This is a genomic window from Pseudomonas sp. Irchel 3E13 (genome assembly GCF_900187455.1).
In the GTDB taxonomy this organism is placed as follows: domain Bacteria; phylum Pseudomonadota; class Gammaproteobacteria; order Pseudomonadales; family Pseudomonadaceae; genus Aquipseudomonas.
The window spans coordinates 1-22,834 of record NZ_FYDX01000024.1; the positions used below are offsets into that span (position 1 = coordinate 1).

Below are 22,834 nucleotides of genomic sequence, written 5' to 3' on the forward strand. Positions count from 1 at the left end.
CGATTACATCGAGATGTTCTATAACCCTAAACGCCGACACAGCAGTGCTATGCAGCTGTCTCCAGTAGAGTATGAGAAACGCTATTTCCTGAGCTTGGAGAGTGTCTAGGAAACCAGGGGCGATTCATCCTTCTCATACATCTGGAAGGTGTCGGTCAGGCAAATGCCTTCGAACGGTGTGTACTCGTCAATTACTTGACCGTGATAGGCTGCCTCGATATTGATGGCGGCGATGTAATAGGCCAGCAGTACCAGCTCGTTGGCATGGATCTCATGCTTGAACTTGTGCGACAGTTCTTCCGGCTTGATCAAGCCCGACTGGATCAACCGGGTGATAAAGGTACCGGTGCCAGTAAAGGGATCGATGATATGGACGCCCTTGCTGCCGAGAGTTTGGCCGAACTCCTGTTGCAGAAGGTGGTTGACACTATGGAGGATGAAGTCCACTACCTGAACCGGGGTGTAAACGATACCCAGCTTGTCACGCAGCTTAGGGAAAGCATTGGCAAAGAATTTGTCATACAGCTCGACGATGATCTTCTGCTTGCCTTGGGCGTTGTCGATGCCGGCAGCGCGTTGACGAACGCTGGAGTAGAACTTTTCCAGTGTGTCGGCTTCCTTGGCCAGGTGATGCTCATGGAGCGCGTCCAGCACGCCTTGCATTGCCTTGGACATGGGGTTGTGGCTGGCGAAGCTGTATTCCTCGAACAGCGCATCGAACACTGGCTTGGTTACCAGATGCTGGGCAAGCATTTCGATGATCTCGCCATCGCTGATACTGTCGTTGAGATCATCGCGCAGCTCAGCGGCGAAAGCCTCGAAAGTCGCTCTCTCCTTGATGTATTCAGGGTTCTCCAAAATGCCTTGGATACGGTCGATATGGGTGCGGGCGATCTTGGCGATGTCGTTGGCCCAGTCTTCCCAGTGGTGGCGGTTGCCGCACTTGTCGACGATCTTGGCGTAGATGGCCTTCTCGATTTCCCCCACCTCATAGGCCAGCTCGGCCTGCTGGGTCATCTGGCCTTCGACATCGTACTTAGCGCGTTTCTCACCAATGCCGTACTGGCCTTTGCCTGCCTGGCCGTTGCTGGTGCCGCTAGCTTTCCTGGCCTTTTTATCGGCCTTGTCGGTGATGGCGATGACTTCCATCTTGCGCGGGTCAGAGCCGATCAGATCGAGCTTGTTGACCATGGCGTCGAAGCTGTCGTCGTGCGAGCGCAGTGCCTGAAGCACCTGCCAGACCACCTTATAGGTCTGGTTGTCGTTGAGCGCTTCGTGGGGCTCCATACCGGCAGGAATAACCACCGGCAGCACCACATAGCCACGCTTCTTGCCCGGTGCGTTGCGCATTACCCGGCCAACGGACTGCACCACGTCCACCTGGGAATTACGCGGGGTGAGGAAGAGCACGGCATCCAGCGCCGGCACGTCCACACCTTCAGACAGGCAGCGCACGTTGCTGAGTATGCGGCAGGTGTTGGCTGGCGGTTCTTCCTTGAGCCAGTTGAGCTTGGTTTCCTTGGCACTGGCATTCATGCCGCCATCGACGTGTGCGGCTTCGCATATGATGCGGGAGGCCTCATCAATGTTTTCTGACTCCTGATAAGCCTCCACCACCGACTGGAACATGCTCGCGATGTTGATCGAGCTGACCTTATGCTTGGTGCCTTTATAGTTGGGCGAGATCACCTGGCAGAAAGCTACAGCGCGCTTCATGGGTTGATCATCACCCACCAGATTTTCCGCCAGTCCCTGCTTGGCCAGCGCCTTCCAGCAACCGACGATCTTGGCGGCGTCGTCTACCTTGAGCTGGTTGTTCTCGTCCTTCAGCATGTCCTGAAGGCGGCGGCTGATGGTGCTTTCCTCGACGGTGAGTACCAACACCTTGTAGTCGGTGAGCAGACCTCGCTGAACGGCCTCGGAAAAGTTGATGACGAACAACTCTTTGCCGTACAGCGCTTCGTCATCCATCGAGCACAGGGTGACTTCGCCGGACTCGGCCTTGAGCTTGGCGTTGTCACCGTAGATGCGCGGCGTGGCGGTCATGTACAGGCGTTTAGCGGAGCGGATGTAGTCGGCGTCATGGATGCGCACGAAGCTGCTTTCGTCATCATCGTCGAAGGTTGCGCCTGTTGTCCGGTGCGCTTCGTCGCAGATCACTAGGTCGAATGCTGCCAGGTCGTACTCGTGCTGGGCGCGGCTGATTACATCGATGGAGTGATAGGTGGAGAACACAACGCTCATGTGCTCGGCATCGTGGCGCTTAAGCATTTCCGCCGCGAGGCGATCCGCCTTGGTGGTGGCCGGGTAGCGCAGTTCGTGAGCAAAGACCTGCGGGGTATCCTCATCGGCCTTGCGCTTCTTGCCTACATCGCTGTCGGAGCACACGGCGAAGCTGTGGAGCGGGGTTTCACTTTCTTGCGTCCACTCGGTGAGGGTCTGCGACAGCAGCGAGAGACTGGGCACCAGGAACAGCACACGCTTGCCCTTACCGGCCAGACGCTCGGCAATCTTCAAGCTGGTGAAGGTTTTGCCCGTACCGCAGGCCATGATCAGCTTGCCACGCTCGGCATTTTTGAGGCCTGCTGCAACAGCATTCAGCGCGGTTTTCTGGTGCTGATATTTCTCGTCCTCAAGTGATTTTTTTGCTTTCAGTATCGGTTTTTCGTGGGGCTGATACCTAGTCCAGTCGATCTGGCTTTCTTCTAGGGCTTGCAGGTCGATCTTGTTGATCGAAAGCTGCTGCCCTTGCAAAGCATCTTCGGCGTGCTCGCTCCAGTTGTTCGTGGTGGCCACGATGATGCGATGCGAGAACGGTGCCTTGCCGGATGCGGTAAAGAAGCTGTCGATATCCTTCTTCTGGACTTTGTAGTCTTCGGCGTACAGCTTGCACTGGATGGCGTGGTACTCGCCAATTCCCTGGGTGCGCGCGACTAGGTCGATGCCCGCATCCTTGCCACTGAGACCTTGTTCCTTCGCCCATTCGGCATACGTCCACACTTTGTCGTATAGGTCGCGGTAGGTGGCTTCATTACGCAGGTAGGTACAGATCAGCTCTTCGAAGTAGGTGCCTTTTTCTCGCTCGGTGACAGAAGCGCTGCGGTAGGTATTGAGCAAAGCTGATAAGGCTGACATCGGCAGGAATTCCTTTTGAACTACGCGTGGCGCATTGCAGACGCCAAATCCACGTAGTTTAGCAATTCAGCCCGTACTGATGCGAAGCGATGGTGCTTGTACCGACTTCAAGGGTGCCGGCTGAGTGTATGGGGCGCATTCAGTTTTTTATCGAGTCCAAATAGTCTGCCCATGTCTGCATCATTTCCCGGCGCTCCGGCAAGAAGGTGGTTCGATCGTATGCGCGTCCCAGCGGATTTTTTACCGTGTGAGCAAGCTGATGCTCCAGGAGATCTGGGCGAAACCCCAGCACCTCAGCACCTATGGTTCTCGCTGTCGCACGAAAGCCGTGCCCGGTCATTTCGTCGCCGCTGATGTCCATGCGGCGTAACGCACTGAGTACGGCATTGTTGGACATCGGCCGGTCGCCTCCTCGTGCCGAGGGGAAGGCGTACCGATGTCTGCCGGTGAGTGGTTTCAGCTCGCGCAGAACCGCGACTGCTTGTTGGCTGAGAGGAACCAAATGATCCGGCCGATCCTGTTTGGTGGCAGTGAGCCCTTTCATCTTGTGGCCGGGAATCAACCACTCGCCCGCATCCAGATTGACCTCCGACCACTCCATGTGGCGCAGGTCACCGGGCCGGCAGAACAGCAACGGGGCCAATTTGAGGGCACAACAAACAGGCAGTGTTCCCGTGTAGCTATCCAGTGCTTTGAGCAGTGCGCCGAGCTTTTCAGGATCGGTCACGGCGGCAAAGTGTTTCACCCGCTTGGCTGGGAGCGTACGAGAGAGGTTACCAATCTGGTTGGGTGGGGTGATTCCGGCAGCTTCGGCGAACTCGAAAATCTGTTTGTAGATTTGGGCTACACGACGCGCCGTCTCGCGAGCACCGCGCTTGATGATGCGCTGGAGGTTTTCGACCAGCATGGGCGTGCTGATGCTGCTGATCGGGAGTTTTCCCAGCCAGGGGAAGGCATTGAGCTCAAGGCGCTGCCGCACCGTGCGGGTGTACTCCGGATCCCAGGATGATTCGCGAATGGTGAGCCATTGCTTAGCAACGGACTCAAAGGTGTGCTGGTGATCGAGCTGGCTGACCACCTTGGCCATACGTCTTTGCAGAGAAGGGTCTTGGCCGCCGGCAAGCTGAACACGCGCGTCATCACGCTTGCGCCGAGCATCCTGCAAACCGACCTCGGGGTAAACACCAAGAGCCAGCCGCTTTTCCTTTCCCAAAAATCGGTACTTCAAGCGCCAGTAACGGCCTCCGTTGGGCTGAACTTCAAGGTACAAACCCTGTTCGTCATACAGACGATATGGCTTGTCCTGGGGCTTGGCGTTGCGGCAGTTGGTGTCTTTCAAAGGCATTGGGGGCACATCCTCTCCGAGCGAGCTGATGAGCGTTTTATGCCCCCATATATGCCCCCGTCAACCGTGGGATGCCCTGGGATTAGGTGGGAAAACGTGGGCAATAAAAAAGCCGTAAAGCTTTGATTTCTCTAGGCTTTACGGCTTTTCTGGGCCTTCCTGGGAAGACAAATTGGTGGAGCCGGGGGGATTTGAACCCCCGTCCGCCAGTGTTCCGCTGTCGGTACTACATGCTTAGCCGTGTCTACTGAGTTAATCCGCAGCCGCCCGACGGGCAGGGTGCTTTGGACGAGTTGTGTAAGTTTTAGCCGATTCGTCCACAACGTACTGCACGGCGATCCTGTTCTGTATGACAATCACTTCGGGTTTACAGGCATCCCCTAGTGATTGCTGGAGCCGAAGCTACCAGAAGAGCGGGCTCGGCTGCTTACGCAGCGAGAGCGTAGCCCTCGTAGGTTTCGTCATTGGCAACTATAGAAAGTTGCAACAGTGGATTTACGAGTTCTGTTACCAACTCGGCATGCACCTAGAGTTTCACTACCGGCGTCGAATCCTAATCGGCCCCAATTGTTGCTCTCTAGCTGAGCGCCTTTATCCAGCGCGTGGGGCGGAGTATACGCCATCATCCGGGCGACGTACACCATCGCCCGGATGCGCTGGCTCACTGGTTACCGCCGCCTTTGGTGCTGTCTTCCAGATCCTTCAGGGCCTTCGTGGTGAGGGCGATGCAGTCCTTGTCGTTGCCTGCCGCCTGGGCGGCGCGGGCGTCGTCGGTTTGTTCCTTGACTGACTTGGCGAGGTTTTCCGAGGTCGTGCTGAGGGTGGCCGCTTGATCGTCGATTTTCTGCAGGTTCGCAGCACACAGGTCGTCCGCGGCAAACACAGGGGATGCAAGCAGTGCGGCGCTCATGAACAGTCCGGTAATCACAGTACGCTTCATGTGAATCTCCTTGGCTGGGAAGGCCTCGGGAAGATGGGGCCTATCAGGATGGACTTCGCCGCTTGCCAGGGGTTCAGATGAATCTCGCGGCGGGCCGTTGACCGGTAACGGCCCGCCGCGATTGGCTCAGATCGCGCGGGCGCGGGTCACCCGGTCCACCAGATAGACGAGCCCGTGATAATCGATCCCGCCATGGTTGGACAGGCCGATCTCACAGGTCCGGCTGGTGGAAATGCCTTCGCTGCAATACTGCACGGCATCCTTCAGGCTGCGCAGCGAGTGGGCATTCAGCTCCGGCGTGGTGAAGCCCTTGTCGCCGGCAAATCCACAGCAATGAATACCTTCCGGAATCACCACGTCCTTGCTGCACATTCGCGCGAGGTCGATCAGTGCCTGGCTCTCGCCCAGGTGCTGGGTGCTGCAGGTCACATGCACGGCAATCGGGGCGTCCTGCGGCGTGAACTCAAGCTTGTCCAGCAGATGGGTGCGGATGAAGCGCACCGGGTCGTACATGTCCAGGCGAGTGTCGGCCAGGTCCTGCACCAGGCGCAGGGTGCACGGGCTGGTGTCGCAGTAGATCGGGTCGAGGCCGCCACGGCTGGCATGCAGCAGGGCGCTGATCAGTTCCTGACGCTTGTGCTCGGCCTGTTCGGCGTAGCCTTTGGAGGCGAACGGCTGGCCGCAGCAGAGGCTGTCCTGGTTGTCCGGGAAGATCACTTGATAGCCGGCTTTTTCCAGCAGGCCGCGGGTCTTGTCCAGCAGCGAGGTCTGTTCGCGATCCGCCGCCGCCGGACCCATCACCCGCGACACGCAGGCCGCCAGGTACACCACGCGAGGCCGCGCATCGTTGCTGGCCACACTCACCAGCGGGTTCTTCAGCGGTTGCGGCATGGCCGGCGTCCAATGTGGCAGGCGGCCGTTGCTGACCTTGCTCAACGAACGGCTGATGCGGCTCAGGCGCGGTGCGCCGAGCAGGCGACGAGCACCATTGGCGACCCGCAGGGTCAGTCGCGCGCCACTGAGGGCGGTGTGGAAATTCTCCGCCAGCCAGTCGGCGGTCTTGCCGTGATGGGCCGCTTCGCCGCGCAGTTTCTTCACCAGCTCACCGGTGTTGATCCCGACCGGGCAGCGCTGGGCGCAGAGCCCGGTGGCCGCGCAGGTGTCGATGCCTTGGTACTGATAGTCACGTTCCAGCGCCGCGGTATCTTCGCCGGCGCGCTTCCTTGCCTGAATGTCCCGCCACATGACGATGCGCTGGCGCGGACTCAGGGTCAGCCCCTTGGACGGACAGACCGGTTCACAGAAACCGCACTCGATGCACTTGTCGACGATCTCGTCGGCGGCCGGCAACGGTTTCAGATTTTTCAGATGGATATCCGGGTCTTCGCTGAGCACCACATCCGGGTTGAGGATGCCGTTGGGGTCGAGCAGACGCTTGAGTTTCCACATCAATTGGTAAGCGTCGTTGCCCCATTCCAGCTCCACGAACGGTGCCATGTTGCGCCCGGTGCCGTGCTCGGCCTTGAGCGAGCCGCCGAACTCCACGGCCACCAGTTGCGCCACGTCGTCCATGAAGCTCTGGTAGCGCGCGACTTCCACGGCGCTGTTGAAGCCTTGGGTGAAGACGAAGTGCAGGTTACCTTCCAGCGCGTGGCCGAAAATGATCGCCTCGTCGTAACGGTGCTTGTCGAACAACTGGATCAGCCGGTTGACGCCCTCGGCCAATTGTTCGACGGGGAAGGTGACGTCTTCGATGATTACCGTGGTCCCGGTCTGACGCACTGCGCCGACAGCGGGGAAGGTGTCTTTGCGAATTTTCCACAGCAGGTTGTACACCGCCGGGTCTTCGCTGAAGTCGACTTTCTGCTCCAGCGGGAATTCGGCGATGGAGGCCATGATCAGCCCCAGTTGCTCGTGCAGCAGGCTCTGACTGGCGGCGCGGGATTCGATCAGCAGGGCACAGGCGTTGTCCGAAAGCCCTTTCACCCATTCCGGCATGCCCGGTTTGTTCTGCACCGAGCGCAGGCTGCGACGGTCGAGCAGTTCCACCGCCGAGACCGGTTGTTGCTTGAGCACGGTGACGGCCTTGCAGCAGCTTTCCACGGTCGGGAAGACGATCAGCGCGGAGGCTTTGTGCGGGTGATCGACGACGGTGTCGTAGGTCACGGCGCTGATGAAGCCCAGCGTGCCTTCGGAACCGACCAGCAGGTGCTGCAGGATGTCGAGCGGCTGGTCGTAGTCCACCAGCGCATTGAGGGACAGACCTGTGGTGTTCTTCAGCCGGTATTTATGCCGGATGCGGTCAGCCAGTTCGCTGTTGGCGCGGGTCTCGCGGCCGAGGCGGGCGAGTTCGTTCAACAGGTCGGCGTGGCTGTTTTCGAAGGCGGCGACGCTGGCCGGATCTTCGCTGTCCAGGCGCGTGCCGTCGGCCAGCACCAGGCGCAGGCCGGCCAGGGTGTGATAGGTGTTCTGTGCGGTGCCGCAGCACATGCCGCTGGCGTTATTGGCGACGATGCCGCCGATCTTGCAGGCGTTGATCGAGGCCGGGTCGGGGCCGATCTTGCGGCCGAACGGTGCCAGCCAGGCGTTGGCCTGGGCGCCGATGACCCCGGGTTGCAGGCGGATCTGCTCGCCCTGTCCGCGAATCTCGCGACCGTTCCAGTTGTCGCCGAGAACGATCAGCACCGAGTCGCTGATGGCCTGGCCGGACAGGCTGGTGCCGGCGGCGCGGAAGGTGACCGGCACGCGGTCGCGCTGGGCCAGGTGGATCAGGCCGACCACTTCGTCCTCGGATTCGACGCGCACCACCAGCTTGGGGATCAGCCGGTAGAAGCTGGCATCGGTACCGAAGGCCAGGGTGGAGGTGGGGTCGTCGAAGCGGCGCTCGGCGGGAATCAGTCGCTCGGCGTCGCGCAGGAACGAGGCGGGCAGGCTCATGCAGTCTCCTCGCGGGGCCGCGGCGTCTGGCGCGCCGCGTGCCCCGGTCAATCAGGCGGTGTGGGGTGTGGGCGCGCTATCAGGCGCCCAGTTCGCGGACCAGCGAGTCGCGAGTGATTTCGCTGATGGACTTGGCGCCCGTGAGCACCATGGCCACGCGCATTTCTTTCTCGAACAGGTCCAGCAGGTTGCGTACGCCGGCCTCGCCGTGGGTGGCCAGGGCATAGAGGAAGGCGCGGCCGATCATCACGGTGTCGGCACCGAGGGCGATCATGCGCACCACGTCCAGGCCGCTGCGGATACCGGAGTCGGCGAGAATGGTGATGTCACCCTTCACCGCGTCGGCGATGGCCGGCAGGGCGCGGGCGCTGGACAGCACGCCGTCGAGCTGTCGACCACCATGGTTCGACACGACGATGCCGTCGGCGCCGAATTTCACTGCGTCGCGGGCGTCGTCCGGATCGAGGATGCCCTTGATGATCATCGGGCCGTCCCAGAATTCGCGGATCCACTCCAGGTCTTTCCAGGAGATCGACGGGTCGAAGTTGTTGCCCAGCCAGCCGATGTAGTCGGCCAGACCGGTGGGGTTGCCACGGTATTTGGAGATGTTGCCCAGGTCGTGAGGGCGACCCAGCAGGCCGACATCAAGCGCCCATTGTGGGTGAGTCATGGCTTGCCAGACGCGGCGCAGCGGTGCGTTCGGACCGCTCATGCCGGAGTGGGCATCGCGGTAGCGAGCGCCGGGAACCGGCATGTCGACGGTGAATACCAGGGTCTTCACGCCGGCTGCCTTGGCACGCTCCAGGGCGTTGCGCATGAAGCCGCGGTCCTTGAGCACGTAAAGCTGGAACCACATTGGCCGGTCGATGGCCGGGGCAACTTCTTCGATCGGGCAGACCGAGACCGTCGACATGGTGAAGGGAATGCCCTTGGCGGCAGCCGCGCGGGCAGCCTGGACTTCGCCACGGCGGGCGTACATGCCGGTCAGGCCGACCGGTGCCAGCACGACCGGCATGTTCAGGGTTTCATCGAACAGCCGGGTCTGCAGGCTGAGTTCGGACATGTTCTTCAGAACGCGCTGACGCAGGGCGATGCTGGCCAGGTCTTCGACGTTGTGGCGCAGGGTGTATTCGGCGTAGGCGCCACCGTCGGCGTAATGGAACAGGAATGGCGGTAGCTTGCTCTGGGCCGCGGCGCGATAGTCGGTGGAGGCGGAAATGATCATGGGGTCTCGCAGCGTTTGTGTGAGAAGGCGGCTGCCGGGCGCGCCGTGACGCGCCCGGCCCCTGTCACTTTAGTGTTGAACCAGCATCCCGGTCAGCCAGTAGGCCTGGACCAGAGTGATCACGCCAACGATGGTGGCGAAGAACAGGCTGTGCTTGAGGGTGAAGCGGAACAGGTCCGATTCCTTGCCGACCAGGCCGGTGGCGGCGCAGGCCACGGCGATGGATTGCGGGGAAATCATCTTGCCGGTCACGCCGCCGCTGGTGTTCGCCGCGACCAGCAGGGTGTCGTTGACTCCGATCTGGTGGGCGGTGGTGGCCTGCAGCGAGCTGAACAGGGCGTTGGACGAGGTGTCCGAACCGGTCAGGAACACGCCCAGCCAGCCGAGGAACGGCGAGAAGAAAGGGAACGCGGCGCCGGTGCCGGCCAGTACCAGGGCCATGGTCGACGACATGCCCGAGTAGTTGGTGACGAAGGCGAACGCCAGAACCATGCCGATGGACAGGATCGGCCAGCGCAGTTCGTAGAAGGTCTCCTTCAAAGTGGTCAGACCAGTTTTGAAATTGATCTTCAGGACGATCATCGACAGCAGCGCCGAGATGAAGATCGCGGTACCGGTGGCGGAAATCGGGTCGAGCTTGAACACCGCCGGCATCGCGGTTGGCGCGGTGACGATCGGGGCGGTCTTGATGACCAGTTGATCCAGGTGCGGGATGGCGAAGTTGAACACCCAGTTGTACATCGCGCCACCAGAGGCGAACGCGGCCTTGAATGGCTTCAGGGTCCAGATGGTGACCAGCACGGTCAGGATCAGGAACGGCGACCAGGCCTTGAAGATTTCACCCAGGCTGTACGGCGTAGGTTGGCTGCCGGTATTGACCACGGCGGCACCGACGCTACCAGTGGCGGTAGTGAACGAGCGCTTGGGCTGCCAGACCTTCAGGAACAGGGTCAGGGAGATCAGGCTGGCGAGGGCCGAGGTGATGTCCGGCAGCTCTGGGCCAATGAAGTTCGAGGTGAAGTACTGGGTGACGGCGAAGCTCAGGCCGGCAACCAGGGCGGCAGGCCAGGTTTCTTTCACACCACGCAGGCCGTCCATCATGAACACCAGCCAGAACGGTACGAACAGCGACAGCAGCGGCAGTTGACGACCGGTCATGGCGCCGATGTGGAACGCATCGATACCGGTGACCTGGCCCGCGACGATGATCGGGATACCCAGGGCGCCAAAGGCGACGGGCGCGGTGTTGGCGATCAGGCACAGGCCGGCGGCGTACAGCGGGTTGAAGCCGAGGCCCACGAGCAGGGCGGCGGTGATGGCCACCGGAGCACCGAAGCCGGCCGCACCTTCAAGGAAGGCGCCGAAGCAGAAGCCGATCAGCAGCACTTGCAGGCGTTGGTCGTCGGTAATCGACAGCACCGAGCTGCGGATCACTTCGAACTGGCCACTCTTGACCGTCAGTTTGTACAGGAAGACTGCGGCGACGATGATCCAGGCAATCGGCCACAGACCATAGGCGAAGCCGTAACCGGCGGCAGCGAGCGCCATGTCGGCAGGCATCTGGAAGGCGAAGATCGCGACCAGAATCGACAGGCCCAGCGTGATGCTGCCTGCAATGTGTCCCTTGAGGCGGAACACGGCCAGCGCCAGGAAGAAGAAGACGATTGGAATGACCGCCGCCAGTGCGGACAGGCCGAGACTACCAAGCGGGCTATAGATTTGTTGCCATGTTTGCATGTTGGGTGGCCCCTAATTGTTGTTGGTCAGGCACTGGCATTGGTTAATTGGTAATACCAATTTACAATGTCGAGGCGCTAGGTTAAAAGCCTCCTTATCGGTGTGTCAATTTGTCCCGGTAAAACTTTCGTCGGATGCCGTGGGAAGGATCTGACTGAGTGGTAAGGAAACTTGCCAACTGAGTGGTGTGGCGGGTGGCCGGATAGGCCAAAATAGACGGCCCCGAACTGACTCGGGATTGTGGAGAGCACGCGATGGTTTTCGACCAGGTCCGCCAGCGCCGTTTGTCCGACGATATCGTCGAGCGGCTGGAAGGAATGATTCTTGAGGGCACCCTGACCGCCGGCGAGCGCTTGCCGGCCGAGCGGGTGCTGGCTGAACAGTTCGGTGTGTCGCGCCCGTCGTTGCGCGAGGCAATCCAGAAACTGGTGGCCAAAGGCATGCTGGTCAGCCGCCAGGGCGGTGGCAACTATGTGGTTGAATCGCTGGGGACGACCTTCAGTGATCCATTGCTGCAACTGCTCGAAAACAATCCTGAAGCCCAGCGCGACCTGCTGGAGTTCCGCCATACCCTTGAGGCGTCATGCGCGTATTACGCGGCCATGCGCGCCACGGATGTGGATCGTGAGCGGCTCAAGGCGGCGTTCGATACCTTGCAGGACTGCTACACCCGGTGCGACGAAGTCAGTCGGGCGGAAGAGGGCGCTGCGGATGCGCGCTTCCATCTGGCGATTGCTGAAGCCAGCCATAACGCGGTGTTGCTGCACACCATTCGCGGGCTGTTCGATCTGCTCAAGCGCAACGTGGTGACCAACATCGGCGGGATGTACAAGCAGCGCACGGAAACCCGCGACATGCTGATCAGTCAGCACCGCGATTTGTATCTGGCGATTGTCGAAGGACGCGCGCAGGACGCTCGCGAAGTGTCGAGCCGACACATTCTGTATGTGCAGGAAGTGTTGGAGGAGGTGAGGCAGGAGGTTCAGCGGGTGGCGCGGGCGGAGCGACGCAAGGGCCGTTGAATGATGTGCACGGCCATCGCTGGCAAGCGGAGCGCCGCCCGGCCAGCGATGAGGCCTTGAAAGACTGAATGCAGATGAATCAGTCTTCGCGCCCTTTGTTGCGCACTGCGCGCTGCAATTCGCGATCGGAATCACGCTCGCGCTGTGTGTCGCGCTTGTCGTATTCCTTTTTGCCCTTGCCCAGAGCGATCTCGCACTTGATCAAGTGCTTGCTCCAGTACATGGACAGCGCGACGCAGGTATAGCCCTTCTGCTGCACGCCCACGAACAGACGTTCCAGTTCGCGGCGATTGAGCAGCAGCTTGCGGGTGCGTGTCGGGTCGGCAATGACGTGGGTGCTGGCTGCCGTCAACGGAGTAATGTGGCTGCCCATCAGCCAGGCTTCACCGTCCTTGAGCAGCACGTAGCTGTCCACCAGGTGCGCCTTGCCGGCACGCAGGCTTTTTACTTCCCAACCGGACAGGACCAGTCCGGCCTCGAATTTGTGTTCGATGAAGTAATCGTGTCGCGCTTTCTTGTTCTGCGCGATGGTCCCTGTCGGATGTTTCGTTTGTTTGGCCATAGGGGCGGCATTATAGGCAGTCGTTGCGTCGTCGGCTACGGGGGAGTGGTGAGCTTGAGCCCTCGCAATGAATCCCGGACAATGCCCGCATTTTTCGGCCACTCCGCTGTCATCAGTGATGTGGCATTTGGCCGGTTGCCGGGTGCCGCATTCTTTGTTCTAGTGGCGCCGGTTTGCTTTTTTCGCTCAGTTTTGGAAATGACGCCTGGATGACTACCCATATTCAACGGTCGGCCCTGCTGCCTTATCCCGCTCGGTCACTCTACGATCTGGTCAACGATGTTGCGCGCTATCCGGAGTTTCTGCCGTGGTGCTCGGCGAGCACGGTACTGGAAGTCAGCGAGACGCATATGCGGGCCAAGGTCGAGGTGGCCAAGGGCGGTATCAGCCAGCATTTCGTAACCCGGAATGTGCTGGTGCCGGGGCAGTCCATTGAAATGAATCTGGAGGAGGGGCCGTTCAGTCAGTTGCACGGGCTCTGGGTGTTCAAGCCGCTGGGTGAGAAGGCCTGCAAGATCAGTCTTGATCTGTCCTTCGAGTATTCCGGGGCACTGGTGCGCGCGACCTTGGGGCCGCTGTTCAACCAGGCCGCCAACACGCTGGTCGATGCGTTCTGTCAGCGGGCCAAGCAGCTCAACGGTTGAGAGGGTAAGAAGGGTCTTCAATCAAGCCGGCCGCTGAAGACAGACGTAAAAAAGCCCGAACATGTTCGGGCTTTTTTGTGGCTTCGGATCACTGCGTTTGCAGTGGTTCCTGAACCGGGACAGGCATGACTTCGATGGTATCGACGTCGCGCTGGATCTTGTCTTCCAGCGAGCCAGGGCGTGCTGGCTTGTCCACTTTCACCGGCTTGACCTGTTGTTCAGGCTGGGTGACGGTGGTGTTGCTCTCGCTGCCGAGGATTTCCTGGTCGCGGCTCACGCCTGGCATGAAGTCGCCGGACAGGCTGGCCAGTTGGTCGCTTTCGTTGAAGAAAATACTGATGCGTTCCTGTTGGCGCTCGCCGCCGCCTGGCTGCAGGCTATACAGGTAGTCCCAGCGATTGGTATGGAACGTATCCTGGATCAGCGGGTTGCCCATGATAAACCGTACTTGCCGACGGGTCATTCCGGGGCGCAATTGGTCTATCATGTCCTGCGTCACGACATTGCCCTGCTGGATGTCGATTTTGTAAACCCCGGGAAACGAGCAACCGGCGAGTGCGAGCAGTCCCACGAGGGTGAGGCTGGTTAGCAAGAGCTTGGTGTTTTGCATCGGTGGGCGACTTCCACTATCTTGGCTGGACAACGTAAACCCCGATCATACCCGTATTCAGAGAAGCTGCGAAGCAGCATCGGCGAGAAAGCTGACCATGGTTGAAAATAGCGAACTGCGCAAAGCCGGTCTCAAGGTAACCCTGCCTCGAGTCAAGATCCTACAGATGCTCGACTCCACCGAGCAGCGCCATATGAGCGCTGAAGATGTCTACAAGGCATTGATGGAAGCGGGAGAAGATGTTGGCCTGGCCACGGTGTACCGTGTTCTGACCCAGTTCGAGGCGGCCGGTCTGGTCGTGCGTCACAACTTCGACGGCGGTCATGCGGTATTCGAACTGGCCGACGGCGGCCACCACGACCATATGGTCAACGTGGAATCCGGTGAGGTGATCGAGTTCTTCGATCCCGAAATCGAGAAGCGTCAGAAAGAAATTGTTGCCCAGCATGGTTACGAGCTGGTTGATCACAATCTGGTGCTGTACGTACGCAAGAAGAAGTAAGCGCTAGCGCTTGCGGCAAAAGCTTCGAAGGCGACCTCAGGGTCGCCTTCGTGCTTTCCGGGGTCAGGCTTTGCTGGTCACGACCATCTTCTTGGCGTGGGCGAGAGATTCCTTGGTCAGATCGATGCCGCCGAGCATCCGTGCAACTTCCTCGACGCGTTCGCGCTTGCCCAGGCTGGCAACCGCGGTGTGGGTGGCATCGCTGTTACGGACCTTGTGCACGAACAGGTGGTGATGGCCTTGCGCGGCAACCTGCGGCAGGTGAGTGACGGTCAGTACCTGGCCGCGTTCGCCGAGTCGGCGCAGCAATTGCCCGACGATTTCTGCGGTAGGGCCGCCGATCCCCACATCCACTTCGTCGAATACCAGTGTCGGGATGCGTGAGGTCTGTGCGGTGATCACCTGGATGGCCAGGCTGATGCGTGACAGCTCGCCCCCTGACGCCACTTTTGCCAGGCCCTTGAGTGGTTGACCAGGGTTGGCGCTGACCAGCAACTCCACCTGTTCCAGGCCATGTGGGTGCAGGTCATCGCTGTTGCCAGCGCGTAGCTCGATACAGAAGCGTCCTCCGGGCATTCCCAGGCGCTGAATTTCAACTTCTACCGCAGCGGCAAGCTGATTGGCCGCACTCCGACGCAGTCCGCTGAGCTCGCTGGCCTTCTCGTGGTAATGACGGGCATACGCCTTCAGTTCTTCCTCCAGCCGATCGATGGATTCGTCGTTGGCATTGAGGCTTTCCAGTTCTTCGCCCAGGCGCTGTTGCAGGCTGATCAATTCGCTGGGATGCACGCGATGCTTGCGCGCCAGGGTGTAGAGCGTATCCAGGCGTTCTTCCAGTTGCTGCAGCCGTGCCGGGTCGGCATCGAAGTTGTCGAGGAAACGGTTGAGCTCGCCCACCGCTTCCTCGACCTGGATCTGTGCGCTGGCAATCAGGTTGGCGGCCTCGCCCAGGGCGTGCGGTGCATTGTTTATCGCGGTCAGGCGGTTAAGGCTGACAGTCAGTGCGCTGAGCACGTTGCCCGAATCGTTTTCGCTGCAGTGGTCGATCACCTGGCGGCAGATACCGAACAGCGCTTCGGCATTGGTCAGGTTCTTGTGTTCCTGTTCCAGTTGCTCCAGTTCGTTTTCGCCGAGGCCGAGATTGTCCAACTCTTCCAGTTGATAGCTGAGCAACTGGTGTTGCGCGCGCTGCTCGTCACCGGAATTGCACAGTCGGTCCAGCTCTGCGCGTGTCTGGCGCCAGCGCTGGGCTGCCATCTGCACCTGGCGGGCAAGATCGGTGGCGCCGGCGTACTCATCGAGCAGGCGACGGTGGGTGTCGGTTTTCAGCAGCGACTGGTGTTCGTGCTGGCTGTGGATGTCGATCAGCAATTCGCCGACCGCCTTGAGGTCGCCCAGCGGGCAGGGCGTGCCGTTGATATAGCCGCGGCTACGGCCCTCGGCGGTGATGACCCGACGCAGAATGCATGGGCCGTCGTTATCGAGGTCGCGTTCGGCCAGCCAGGTGCGTGCTTCAGGAATGTCGATCAGGTCGAAGGTCGCGAGGATGTCGGCCTTGTCCGCGCCGGGGCGCACCACGCCGCTGTCGGCACGATCACCCAGCGTCAGGCCGAGCGCGTCGAGCATGATCGATTTGCCAGCACCGGTTTCGCCGGTGATGACGCTCATGCCTCGGGCGAGTTCGAGATCGAGGTGTTCGACGATGGCGTAATTGTGGATGGACAGGTGCACCAGCATTCGGGCGGCTCCCAGAAAAAATGTCTGGTTATTTATACAGTGTTTTCAAATTCCCTGACAATGCCCGCGCTTAGTCCGATTCCGTCGCCGAGGCCGCGTTTTGATCGCGGACAGTTATGTCGTCGCCACATTGATGTTCAATCACCCTTGAAGCTGCTTTTTGCGACCCCATATAGGCCGGCAGATACGCGAGTCGAGCTCGCTGACGAAATGAGAGGAGAGATTTCATGGCTGATGAACAGATGCTGGACGAACAGAATCTGAACGCCGACAAATCCGCCGACGCGGGCGCCAACGAGTTGGCTGCGCGCGTACAGATGCTCGAAGAGCAACTGGCGGCGGCCCAGGATCAGGCCCTGCGTACCGCGGCCGATCTGCAGAATATTCGCCGCCGCGCCGAACAGGACGTGGAAAAGGCGCACAAATTTGCTCTGGAGAAGTTCGCTGGCGACCTGCTGCCGGTGATCGACAGCCTGGAGCGTGGCCTTGAGCTGTCCAACCCGGATGACGAAAGCATTCGTCCGATGCGCGAAGGCATCGAGCTGACCCTGAAGATGTTCCAGGACACCCTCAAGCGCTTCAACCTCGAAGCCATTGATCCGCACGGCGAGCCGTTCAATGCCGAGCATCACCAGGCAATGGCCCTGCAGGAAAGTGCCGAGGTCGAGCCGAACACCGTGCTCAAGGTCTTCCAGAAGGGCTATCAGCTCAATGGTCGCCTGCTGCGCCCGGCCATGGTCGTGGTCAGCAAGGCTCCAGCGCCAGTTTCGCCTTCTATCGACGAGAAGGCTTGAAATTAACCTGGCGACCCCCATCTAGGTGTCAAGCGTTTAAGTGCTACCGCAGTTGGCCAACACCACTGCGGCAACCAAATCCAAAGTTTCGGGAGAGTTAACATGGGCAAAATTATCGGTATCGACCTGGGGACTACCAACTCCTGCGTCTCCATTCTGGAAAACGGCAACGTCAAGGTGATCGAGAACGCCGAAGGCGCTCGCACCACGCCGTCGATCATCGCTTACGCCAACGATGGCGAAATCCTGGTTGGCCAGTCGGCCAAGCGCCAGGCAGTGACCAACCCGCACAACACCCTGTACGCGGTAAAACGTCTGATCGGTCGTCGCTTCGATGAAGAAGTCGTGCAGAAAGACATCCAGATGGTTCCGTACAAGATCGTCAAGGCTGACAACAGCGACGCCTGGGTCGAAGTGAATGGTCAGAAAATGGCTCCGCCGCAAATCAGCGCCGAAGTCCTGAAAAAGATGAAGAAAACCGCCGAAGACTACCTCGGCGAAGCAGTGACCGAAGCGGTCATCACTGTTCCTGCGTACTTCAACGACAGCCAGCGCCAGGCTACCAAAGACGCTGGTCGCATTGCTGGTCTGGACGTAAAACGGATCATCAACGAACCCACTGCGGCCGCTCTGGCCTACGGTATGGACAAGGCCCGTGGCGACCACACCGTCATCGTTTATGACCTGGGTGGCGGTACCTTCGACGTGTCGGTGATCGAGATCGCTGAAGTCGACGGCGAGCATCAGTTCGAAGTACTGGCAACCAACGGTGACACGTTCCTCGGTGGTGAAGACTTCGACATTCGCCTGATCGACTACCTCGTCGACGAGTTCAAGAAAGAAAGCGGCATGAACCTGAAAGGTGACCCGCTGGCGATGCAGCGTCTGAAAGAAGCTGCTGAAAAAGCCAAGATCGAGCTGTCCTCGAGCCAGCAGACCGACGTCAACCTGCCGTACATCACTGCTGATGCGACCGGTCCGAAGCACCTGAACGTGAAGATCTCCCGCGCCAAGCTGGAGTCGCTGGTCGAAGACCTGGTTCAGCGCACCATCGAGCCTTGCCGCATCGCTCTGAAAGATGCCGGTATCGACGTCAGCAAGATCGACGACGTGATCCTGGTCGGTGGCCAGACCCGTATGCCGCTGGTGCAGAAAACCGTTGCTGATTTCTTCGGCAAGGAAGCGCGTAAAGACGTCAACCCGGACGAAGCTGTTGCCATGGGTGCTGCCATCCAGGGTGCGGTTCTGGCAGGTGACGTGAAAGACGTGCTGCTGCTGGACGTCAGCCCGCTGACCCTGGGTATCGAAACCATGGGTGGCGTGATGACCGCGCTGATCGAGAAAAACACCACCATCCCGACCAAAAAGTCGCAGGTGTTCTCGACTGCCGATGACAACCAAGGCGCCGTGACCATTCACGTGCTGCAGGGTGAGCGTAAACAGGCTGCACAGAACAAGTCCCTGGGCAAGTTCGACCTGGCCGAGATTCCACCTGCTCCACGTGGCGTGCCACAAATCGAAGTGACCTTCGACATCGACGCCAACGGCATCCTGCACGTCGGCGCGAAAGACAAGGCCACCGGCAAGCAACAGTCCATCGTGATCAAGGCCAACTCCGGTCTGTCCGAGGAAGAAATCCAGCAGATGGTCCGCGACGCTGAAGTCAACGCCGAGGAGGACCGCAAGTTCGAAGAGCTGGCAGTAGCCCGTAACCAGGGTGACGCGCTGGTTCACTCGACTCGCAAGATGGTCGCTGACGCCGGTGACAAGGTGACTGCTGACGAGAAGTCGGCGATCGAAGCCGCTGTTGTTGCTCTGGAAGCTGCTGTCAAAGGCGACGACAAGGCTGCTATCGATGCCAAGGTCGAAGAACTGTCGAAAGTCTCCGCTCCGGTTGCTCAGAAGATGTACGCCGAGCAGGCCGAGAAGCCGGAAGCGGGTGCTCAGGCACAGCAGGCTGACGAAGCCAAGCACGACGACGTCGTCGACGCGGAGTTCGAAGAAGTCAAAGACAACAAGTAATTGCTGCTTGTTGTCGGCCGGTTGACTGATGTTTGACGTTGACTGGTAGGATATCGCCGCGCGGGGGCTTGCTCCCGCGTTGGCGTGTCTGGAATACCCGAATTTTTACAGCACTGGTTCACATGCCGGTGCTGTCGGCACAGCGCTCAACGCGCAGAGGTTTGCCGAACGTCCTCAAGAGTGCATAGAACCATGGCGAAGCGTGACTATTACGAGGTTCTGGGAGTCGAGCGAGGCGCAAGCGAGGCCGATCTGAAAAAGGCCTATCGCCGCCTGGCGATGAAGCATCACCCGGACCGTAATCCCGACGACAAAGAGTCGGAAGAGAAATTCAAGGAAGCCAATGAGGCATACGAAGTCCTGTCCGATGCCAGCAAGCGCGCGGCCTACGACCAGTATGGCCATGCCGGTGTCGACCCAAGCTTGGGTGGCGGCGGTGCGGGCTTCGGTGGCGCCAACTTCTCCGACATCTTTGGCGATGTCTTCAGTGATTTCTTTGGCGGTGGCCGCGGCGGCTCTCGTGGTGGCGCCCAGCGTGGAAGCGACCTGCGTTACACGCTGGAACTGAACCTTGAAGAAGCGGTGCGCGGTACCACGGTCAATATCCGTGTACCGACGCTGGTCAATTGCAATCCTTGTGATGGTTCCGGTGCGAAGAAAGGTTCTTCGCCGGCGACCTGCCCGACCTGCGGTGGCATTGGTCAGGTGCGCATGCAGCAAGGCTTCTTCTCTGTGCAGCAGACCTGTCCGCGCTGCCAGGGCCAAGGCAAGATCATCACCGACCCGTGCGACTCCTGCCACGGCGAAGGTCGCATCGAAGAGTACAAGACGCTGTCGGTCAAGGTGCCGGCTGGCGTCGATACCGGCGACCGCATTCGTCTTTCCGGCGAGGGCGAGGCGGGTACTCAGGGTGGTCCGACCGGTGACCTGTATGTCGTGATCAATGTGCGTGAGCACCCGATCTTCCGACGCGACGGCAAGCATCTGTATTGCGAAGTGCCAATCAGCTACACCGATGCTGCGCTGGGTGGCGAGCTGGAGGTGCCAACCCTCGATGGTCGGGTCAAGCTGAAGATCCCGGAAGGGACCCAGACCGGCAAGCAGTTCCGTCTGCGCGGTAAGGGTGTCGCTCCGGTGCGCGGCGGCGGTGCCGGTGACCTGGTGTGTCGGGTGGCTGTAGAAACTCCGGTTAATCTCAGTCGTCGTCAGCGTGAGCTTCTCGAAGAACTGCGTGCTTCACTGGAAGGCGATAGTTCCCATTCTCCCAAGGCCAATGGCTGGTTCGAGGGTGTAAAGCGCTTCTTCGGCGATCTGTAAAAAGGAAAAGGCATGCGACGTATAGCGGTAGTGGGCGCGGCAGGGCGCATGGGCAAAACCCTGATCGAGGCGATTCAGCAGACTCAGGGTGCTGGCCTCACGGCGGCGGTTGATCGTCCCGACAGCACGCTGGTGGGTGCTGATGCTGGTGAGCTGGCTGCGCTGGGGCGCATTGGTGTGCCGCTTTCCGGCGACCTCGCGCGAGTCGTGGATGAGTTCGATGTGCTTATCGACTTCACTCACCCTTCGGTCACGCTGAAGAACCTGGCTTTCTGCCGCAAGGCGGGTAAGGCCATGGTTATCGGCACCACCGGTTTCAGTGTCGAGGAAAAGCAACTGCTGGCCGAGGCGGGCAAAGAGATTCCGATCGTCTTTGCCGCCAACTTCAGCATCGGCGTCAATCTGTGTCTGAAGCTGCTCGACACCGCTGCTCGTGTGCTGGGTGATGAGGTGGATATCGAGATTCTCGAAGCTCACCACCGCCACAAGGTCGATGCGCCGTCCGGTACCGCGCTGCGCATGGGCGAAGTCGTTGCCCTGGCGCTGGGTCGCAATCTGCAGGAAGTGGCTGTCTACGGCCGTGAAGGCCAGACCGGCGCCCGTGATCGCCAGACCATCGGTTTCGCCACTGTGCGTGCCGGTGATGTAGTGGGTGATCACACGGTGCTGTTTGCCGCAGAAGGCGAGCGTGTCGAGATCACTCACAAGGCATCCAGTCGCATGACCTTCGCCAAGGGTGCGGTGCGTGCTGCGCTCTGGCTCGATGGCCGTGAGCCAGGTCTGTACGACATGCAGGATGTGCTCGACCTGCATTGATTTATCGCCTCATCTCTCTCGGAAACGGGCTGGTCAGTGACGGTCAGCTCGTTTTCGCAGCCCTTGTGATGCGACTTGTCGCATTCCTGAGCCTTTCAGGCACATCAGTGGTAGACCAAAAAAGCACATTTCTGTAAGCTACAGCTTTAGTGTGTCCACTAAAAGCGCGCAGATAATTCGACGAAGAAAGCGGGGTGACGTGTCTATACGTCATTCCGCTTTTTTGCAACCTGCGATCGCCCCTTCAGGCTATTTACGGAGGTCTTCTTGACTAAGCCAGCCATACTCGCCCTTGCCGATGGCAGCATTTTTCGCGGTGAAGCCATTGGAGCCGACGGTCAGACCGTTGGCGAGGTGGTGTTCAACACCGCAATGACCGGCTATCAGGAAATCCTGACTGACCCTTCGTACTCGCAACAGATCGTTACCCTGACTTACCCACACATCGGCAACACCGGCACCACTCCGGAAGATGCCGAGTCTGACCGCGTATGGTCGGCCGGCCTGGTTATCCGCGATCTGCCGCTGATTGCCAGCAACTGGCGTAACACGCTGTCCCTGAGCGACTACCTCAAGGCCAACAATGTCGTGGCGATCGCCGGTATCGACACTCGCCGCCTGACTCGCATCCTGCGTGAAAAGGGCGCGCAGAATGGCTGCATCCTGGCGGGTGACAACATCAGCGAAGAAGCCGCCATTGCCGCCGCTCGCGGCTTCCCGGGCCTGAAGGGCATGGACCTGGCCAAAGTGGTCAGCACCAAGACTTCCTACGAATGGCGTTCCAGTGTCTGGGAGCTGAAAAGCGACAGCCACCCGACCATCGAAGCTGCCGATCTGCCGTATCACGTCGTCGCCTACGACTACGGCGTCAAACTGAACATCCTGCGCATGCTGGTTGCTCGCGGCTGCCGCCTGACCGTGGTGCCGGCGCAAACCCCGGTCAGCGAAGTGCTGGCGCTCAAGCCTGATGGCGTGTTCCTGTCCAACGGCCCTGGCGACCCAGAGCCTTGCGACTACGCTATCCAGGCCATCAAGGAAATCCTCGAGACCGAGATTCCGGTGTTCGGTATTTGCCTTGGTCACCAACTGCTGGCCCTGGCCTCCGGCGCCAAGACCGTCAAGATGGGTCACGGCCACCACGGTGCCAACCACCCGGTCCAGGATCTGGATACCGGCGTTGTAATGATCACCAGCCAGAACCACGGTTTCGCGGTCGACGAGGCCACGCTGCCGGCCAACGTTCGTGCGATCCACAAGTCGCTGTTCGACGGTACCTTGCAAGGTATCGAGCGTACCGACAAGAGCGCGTTCAGCTTCCAGGGCCACCCTGAAGCGAGCCCTGGCCCGACCGACGTCGCGCCACTGTTCGATCGCTTCATCGATGCCATGGCCAAGCGCCGCTAAGCATCCCTGCGAGAAGGCCCTGAACCGGCTTCGGCCTGGTTCGGGCGCGCCTGACCAAGATTGTTCAAGACGGCTTGCCGACTGA

Annotated in this window: 17 protein-coding genes, 1 other RNA gene and 1 pseudogene; 9 read left to right on the forward strand and 10 right to left on the reverse strand. The window is 60.0% G+C overall.

What is annotated here, in order from left to right; genetic code table 11:
- Window positions 1-109 (forward strand): IS3 family transposase (locus CKW37_RS29900; RefSeq protein ID WP_135192744.1); only part of this gene is annotated, 109 nt, incomplete at its 5' end.
- Window positions 110-123: 14 nt separating this feature from the next.
- Here CKW37_RS29900 and CKW37_RS29905 read toward each other — a convergent pair.
- The 7 genes and pseudogenes from CKW37_RS29905 to CKW37_RS29935 all read right to left on the reverse strand — a co-directional run.
- Window positions 124-3,135: pseudogene (locus CKW37_RS29905) on the reverse strand (DEAD/DEAH box helicase family protein); the annotation flags it as partial.
- A 139-nt stretch (window positions 3,136-3,274) separates the two neighbouring features.
- Window positions 3,275-4,480 (reverse strand): integrase arm-type DNA-binding domain-containing protein, encoded by a 1,206-nt coding sequence (locus CKW37_RS29910; RefSeq protein WP_034061331.1) that lies wholly within the window; start codon window positions 4,478-4,480, stop codon window positions 3,275-3,277.
- A 173-nt stretch (window positions 4,481-4,653) separates the two neighbouring features.
- Window positions 4,654-5,045, reverse strand: a transfer-messenger RNA (tmRNA) gene (ssrA, locus tag CKW37_RS29915).
- A gap of 96 nt (window positions 5,046-5,141) precedes the next feature.
- Complete coding sequence (locus CKW37_RS29920; protein WP_095159715.1) at window positions 5,142-5,420, reverse strand: hypothetical protein; 279 nt, start codon at window positions 5,418-5,420, stop codon at window positions 5,142-5,144.
- A 126-nt stretch (window positions 5,421-5,546) separates the two neighbouring features.
- On the reverse strand, window positions 5,547-8,357 hold the full coding sequence (locus tag CKW37_RS29925) for an FAD-binding and (Fe-S)-binding domain-containing protein (RefSeq protein ID WP_095159716.1): 2,811 nt from the start codon (window positions 8,355-8,357) through the stop codon (window positions 5,547-5,549).
- 79 nt (window positions 8,358-8,436) lie between these two features.
- Window positions 8,437-9,582, reverse strand: a complete 1,146-nt coding sequence (lldD, locus tag CKW37_RS29930; protein ID WP_095159717.1) for an FMN-dependent L-lactate dehydrogenase LldD — start codon at window positions 9,580-9,582, stop codon at window positions 8,437-8,439.
- A 69-nt stretch (window positions 9,583-9,651) separates the two neighbouring features.
- Entirely contained in the window at window positions 9,652-11,319 is a 1,668-nt protein-coding gene (locus CKW37_RS29935; RefSeq protein WP_095159718.1) for a lactate permease LctP family transporter, read from the reverse strand.
- A 254-nt stretch (window positions 11,320-11,573) separates the two neighbouring features.
- On the opposite strand from CKW37_RS29935, the gene CKW37_RS29940 reads away from it, so the two are divergent.
- Complete coding sequence (locus tag CKW37_RS29940) at window positions 11,574-12,341, forward strand: GntR family transcriptional regulator (protein ID WP_095159719.1); 768 nt, start codon at window positions 11,574-11,576, stop codon at window positions 12,339-12,341.
- 79 nt (window positions 12,342-12,420) lie between these two features.
- On the opposite strand, the gene smpB is transcribed toward CKW37_RS29940, so the two are convergent.
- Window positions 12,421-12,903 carry an SsrA-binding protein SmpB gene (smpB, locus tag CKW37_RS29945; RefSeq protein WP_095159720.1) on the reverse strand — a complete coding sequence of 161 codons (483 nt, stop codon included), beginning with the start codon at window positions 12,901-12,903 and terminating at the stop codon, window positions 12,421-12,423.
- Window positions 12,904-13,112: 209 nt separating this feature from the next.
- On the opposite strand from smpB, the gene CKW37_RS29950 reads away from it, so the two are divergent.
- Window positions 13,113-13,547, forward strand: a complete 435-nt coding sequence (locus tag CKW37_RS29950) for a type II toxin-antitoxin system RatA family toxin (RefSeq protein ID WP_095159721.1) — start codon at window positions 13,113-13,115, stop codon at window positions 13,545-13,547.
- Window positions 13,548-13,635: 88 nt separating this feature from the next.
- On the opposite strand, the gene CKW37_RS29955 is transcribed toward CKW37_RS29950, so the two are convergent.
- Window positions 13,636-14,157, reverse strand: coding sequence for an outer membrane protein assembly factor BamE (locus CKW37_RS29955; RefSeq protein WP_095159722.1), 522 nt, complete (start codon window positions 14,155-14,157; stop codon window positions 13,636-13,638).
- A 97-nt stretch (window positions 14,158-14,254) separates the two neighbouring features.
- Here CKW37_RS29955 and fur point away from each other — a divergent pair, with 97 nt between their 5' ends.
- A complete protein-coding gene (fur, locus tag CKW37_RS29960; RefSeq protein ID WP_095159723.1) occupies window positions 14,255-14,659 on the forward strand; it encodes a ferric iron uptake transcriptional regulator in 405 nt (134 codons plus the stop codon).
- A 63-nt stretch (window positions 14,660-14,722) separates the two neighbouring features.
- On the opposite strand, the gene recN is transcribed toward fur, so the two are convergent.
- Window positions 14,723-16,396, reverse strand: coding sequence for a DNA repair protein RecN (gene recN, locus CKW37_RS29965; protein ID WP_095159724.1), 1,674 nt, complete (start codon window positions 16,394-16,396; stop codon window positions 14,723-14,725).
- 227 nt (window positions 16,397-16,623) lie between these two features.
- Between recN and grpE the strand changes: the two genes are divergently transcribed.
- The 5 genes from grpE to carA all read left to right on the forward strand — a co-directional run bounded on the left by grpE (window position 16,624) and on the right by carA (window position 22,749).
- Entirely contained in the window at window positions 16,624-17,190 is a 567-nt protein-coding gene (gene grpE, locus CKW37_RS29970) for a nucleotide exchange factor GrpE (protein WP_095159725.1), read from the forward strand.
- 102 nt (window positions 17,191-17,292) lie between these two features.
- Window positions 17,293-19,212, forward strand: coding sequence for a molecular chaperone DnaK (dnaK, locus tag CKW37_RS29975; protein WP_095159726.1), 1,920 nt, complete (start codon window positions 17,293-17,295; stop codon window positions 19,210-19,212).
- Window positions 19,213-19,404: 192 nt separating this feature from the next.
- Complete coding sequence (gene dnaJ / locus CKW37_RS29980; protein WP_095159727.1) at window positions 19,405-20,529, forward strand: molecular chaperone DnaJ; 1,125 nt, start codon at window positions 19,405-19,407, stop codon at window positions 20,527-20,529.
- 12 nt (window positions 20,530-20,541) lie between these two features.
- Window positions 20,542-21,345 (forward strand): 4-hydroxy-tetrahydrodipicolinate reductase, encoded by an 804-nt coding sequence (dapB, locus tag CKW37_RS29985; protein ID WP_095159728.1) that lies wholly within the window; start codon window positions 20,542-20,544, stop codon window positions 21,343-21,345.
- 267 nt (window positions 21,346-21,612) lie between these two features.
- Window positions 21,613-22,749 (forward strand): glutamine-hydrolyzing carbamoyl-phosphate synthase small subunit, encoded by a 1,137-nt coding sequence (gene carA / locus CKW37_RS29990; protein ID WP_095159729.1) that lies wholly within the window; start codon window positions 21,613-21,615, stop codon window positions 22,747-22,749.
- Window positions 22,750-22,834 lie beyond the last annotated feature (85 nt).

Coding starts and splice junctions, on each gene's coding strand:
- CKW37_RS29955 (WP_095159722.1), bottom strand. CDS start 14,157: ATGCAAAACACCAAGCTCTTGCTAACCAGCCTCACCCTCGTGGGACTG.
- CKW37_RS29940 (WP_095159719.1), top strand. CDS start 11,574: ATGGTTTTCGACCAGGTCCGCCAGCGCCGTTTGTCCGACGATATCGTC.
- recN (WP_095159724.1), bottom strand. CDS start 16,396: ATGCTGGTGCACCTGTCCATCCACAATTACGCCATCGTCGAACACCTC.
- smpB (WP_095159720.1), bottom strand. CDS start 12,903: ATGGCCAAACAAACGAAACATCCGACAGGGACCATCGCGCAGAACAAG.
- dnaJ (WP_095159727.1), top strand. CDS start 19,405: ATGGCGAAGCGTGACTATTACGAGGTTCTGGGAGTCGAGCGAGGCGCA.
- CKW37_RS29925 (WP_095159716.1), bottom strand. CDS start 8,357: ATGAGCCTGCCCGCCTCGTTCCTGCGCGACGCCGAGCGACTGATTCCC.
- lldD (WP_095159717.1), bottom strand. CDS start 9,582: ATGATCATTTCCGCCTCCACCGACTATCGCGCCGCGGCCCAGAGCAAG.
- CKW37_RS29920 (WP_095159715.1), bottom strand. CDS start 5,420: ATGAAGCGTACTGTGATTACCGGACTGTTCATGAGCGCCGCACTGCTT.
- dapB (WP_095159728.1), top strand. CDS start 20,542: ATGCGACGTATAGCGGTAGTGGGCGCGGCAGGGCGCATGGGCAAAACC.
- CKW37_RS29935 (WP_095159718.1), bottom strand. CDS start 11,319: ATGCAAACATGGCAACAAATCTATAGCCCGCTTGGTAGTCTCGGCCTG.
- dnaK (WP_095159726.1), top strand. CDS start 17,293: ATGGGCAAAATTATCGGTATCGACCTGGGGACTACCAACTCCTGCGTC.
- fur (WP_095159723.1), top strand. CDS start 14,255: ATGGTTGAAAATAGCGAACTGCGCAAAGCCGGTCTCAAGGTAACCCTG.
- grpE (WP_095159725.1), top strand. CDS start 16,624: ATGGCTGATGAACAGATGCTGGACGAACAGAATCTGAACGCCGACAAA.
- CKW37_RS29950 (WP_095159721.1), top strand. CDS start 13,113: ATGACTACCCATATTCAACGGTCGGCCCTGCTGCCTTATCCCGCTCGG.
- CKW37_RS29910 (WP_034061331.1), bottom strand. CDS start 4,480: ATGCCTTTGAAAGACACCAACTGCCGCAACGCCAAGCCCCAGGACAAG.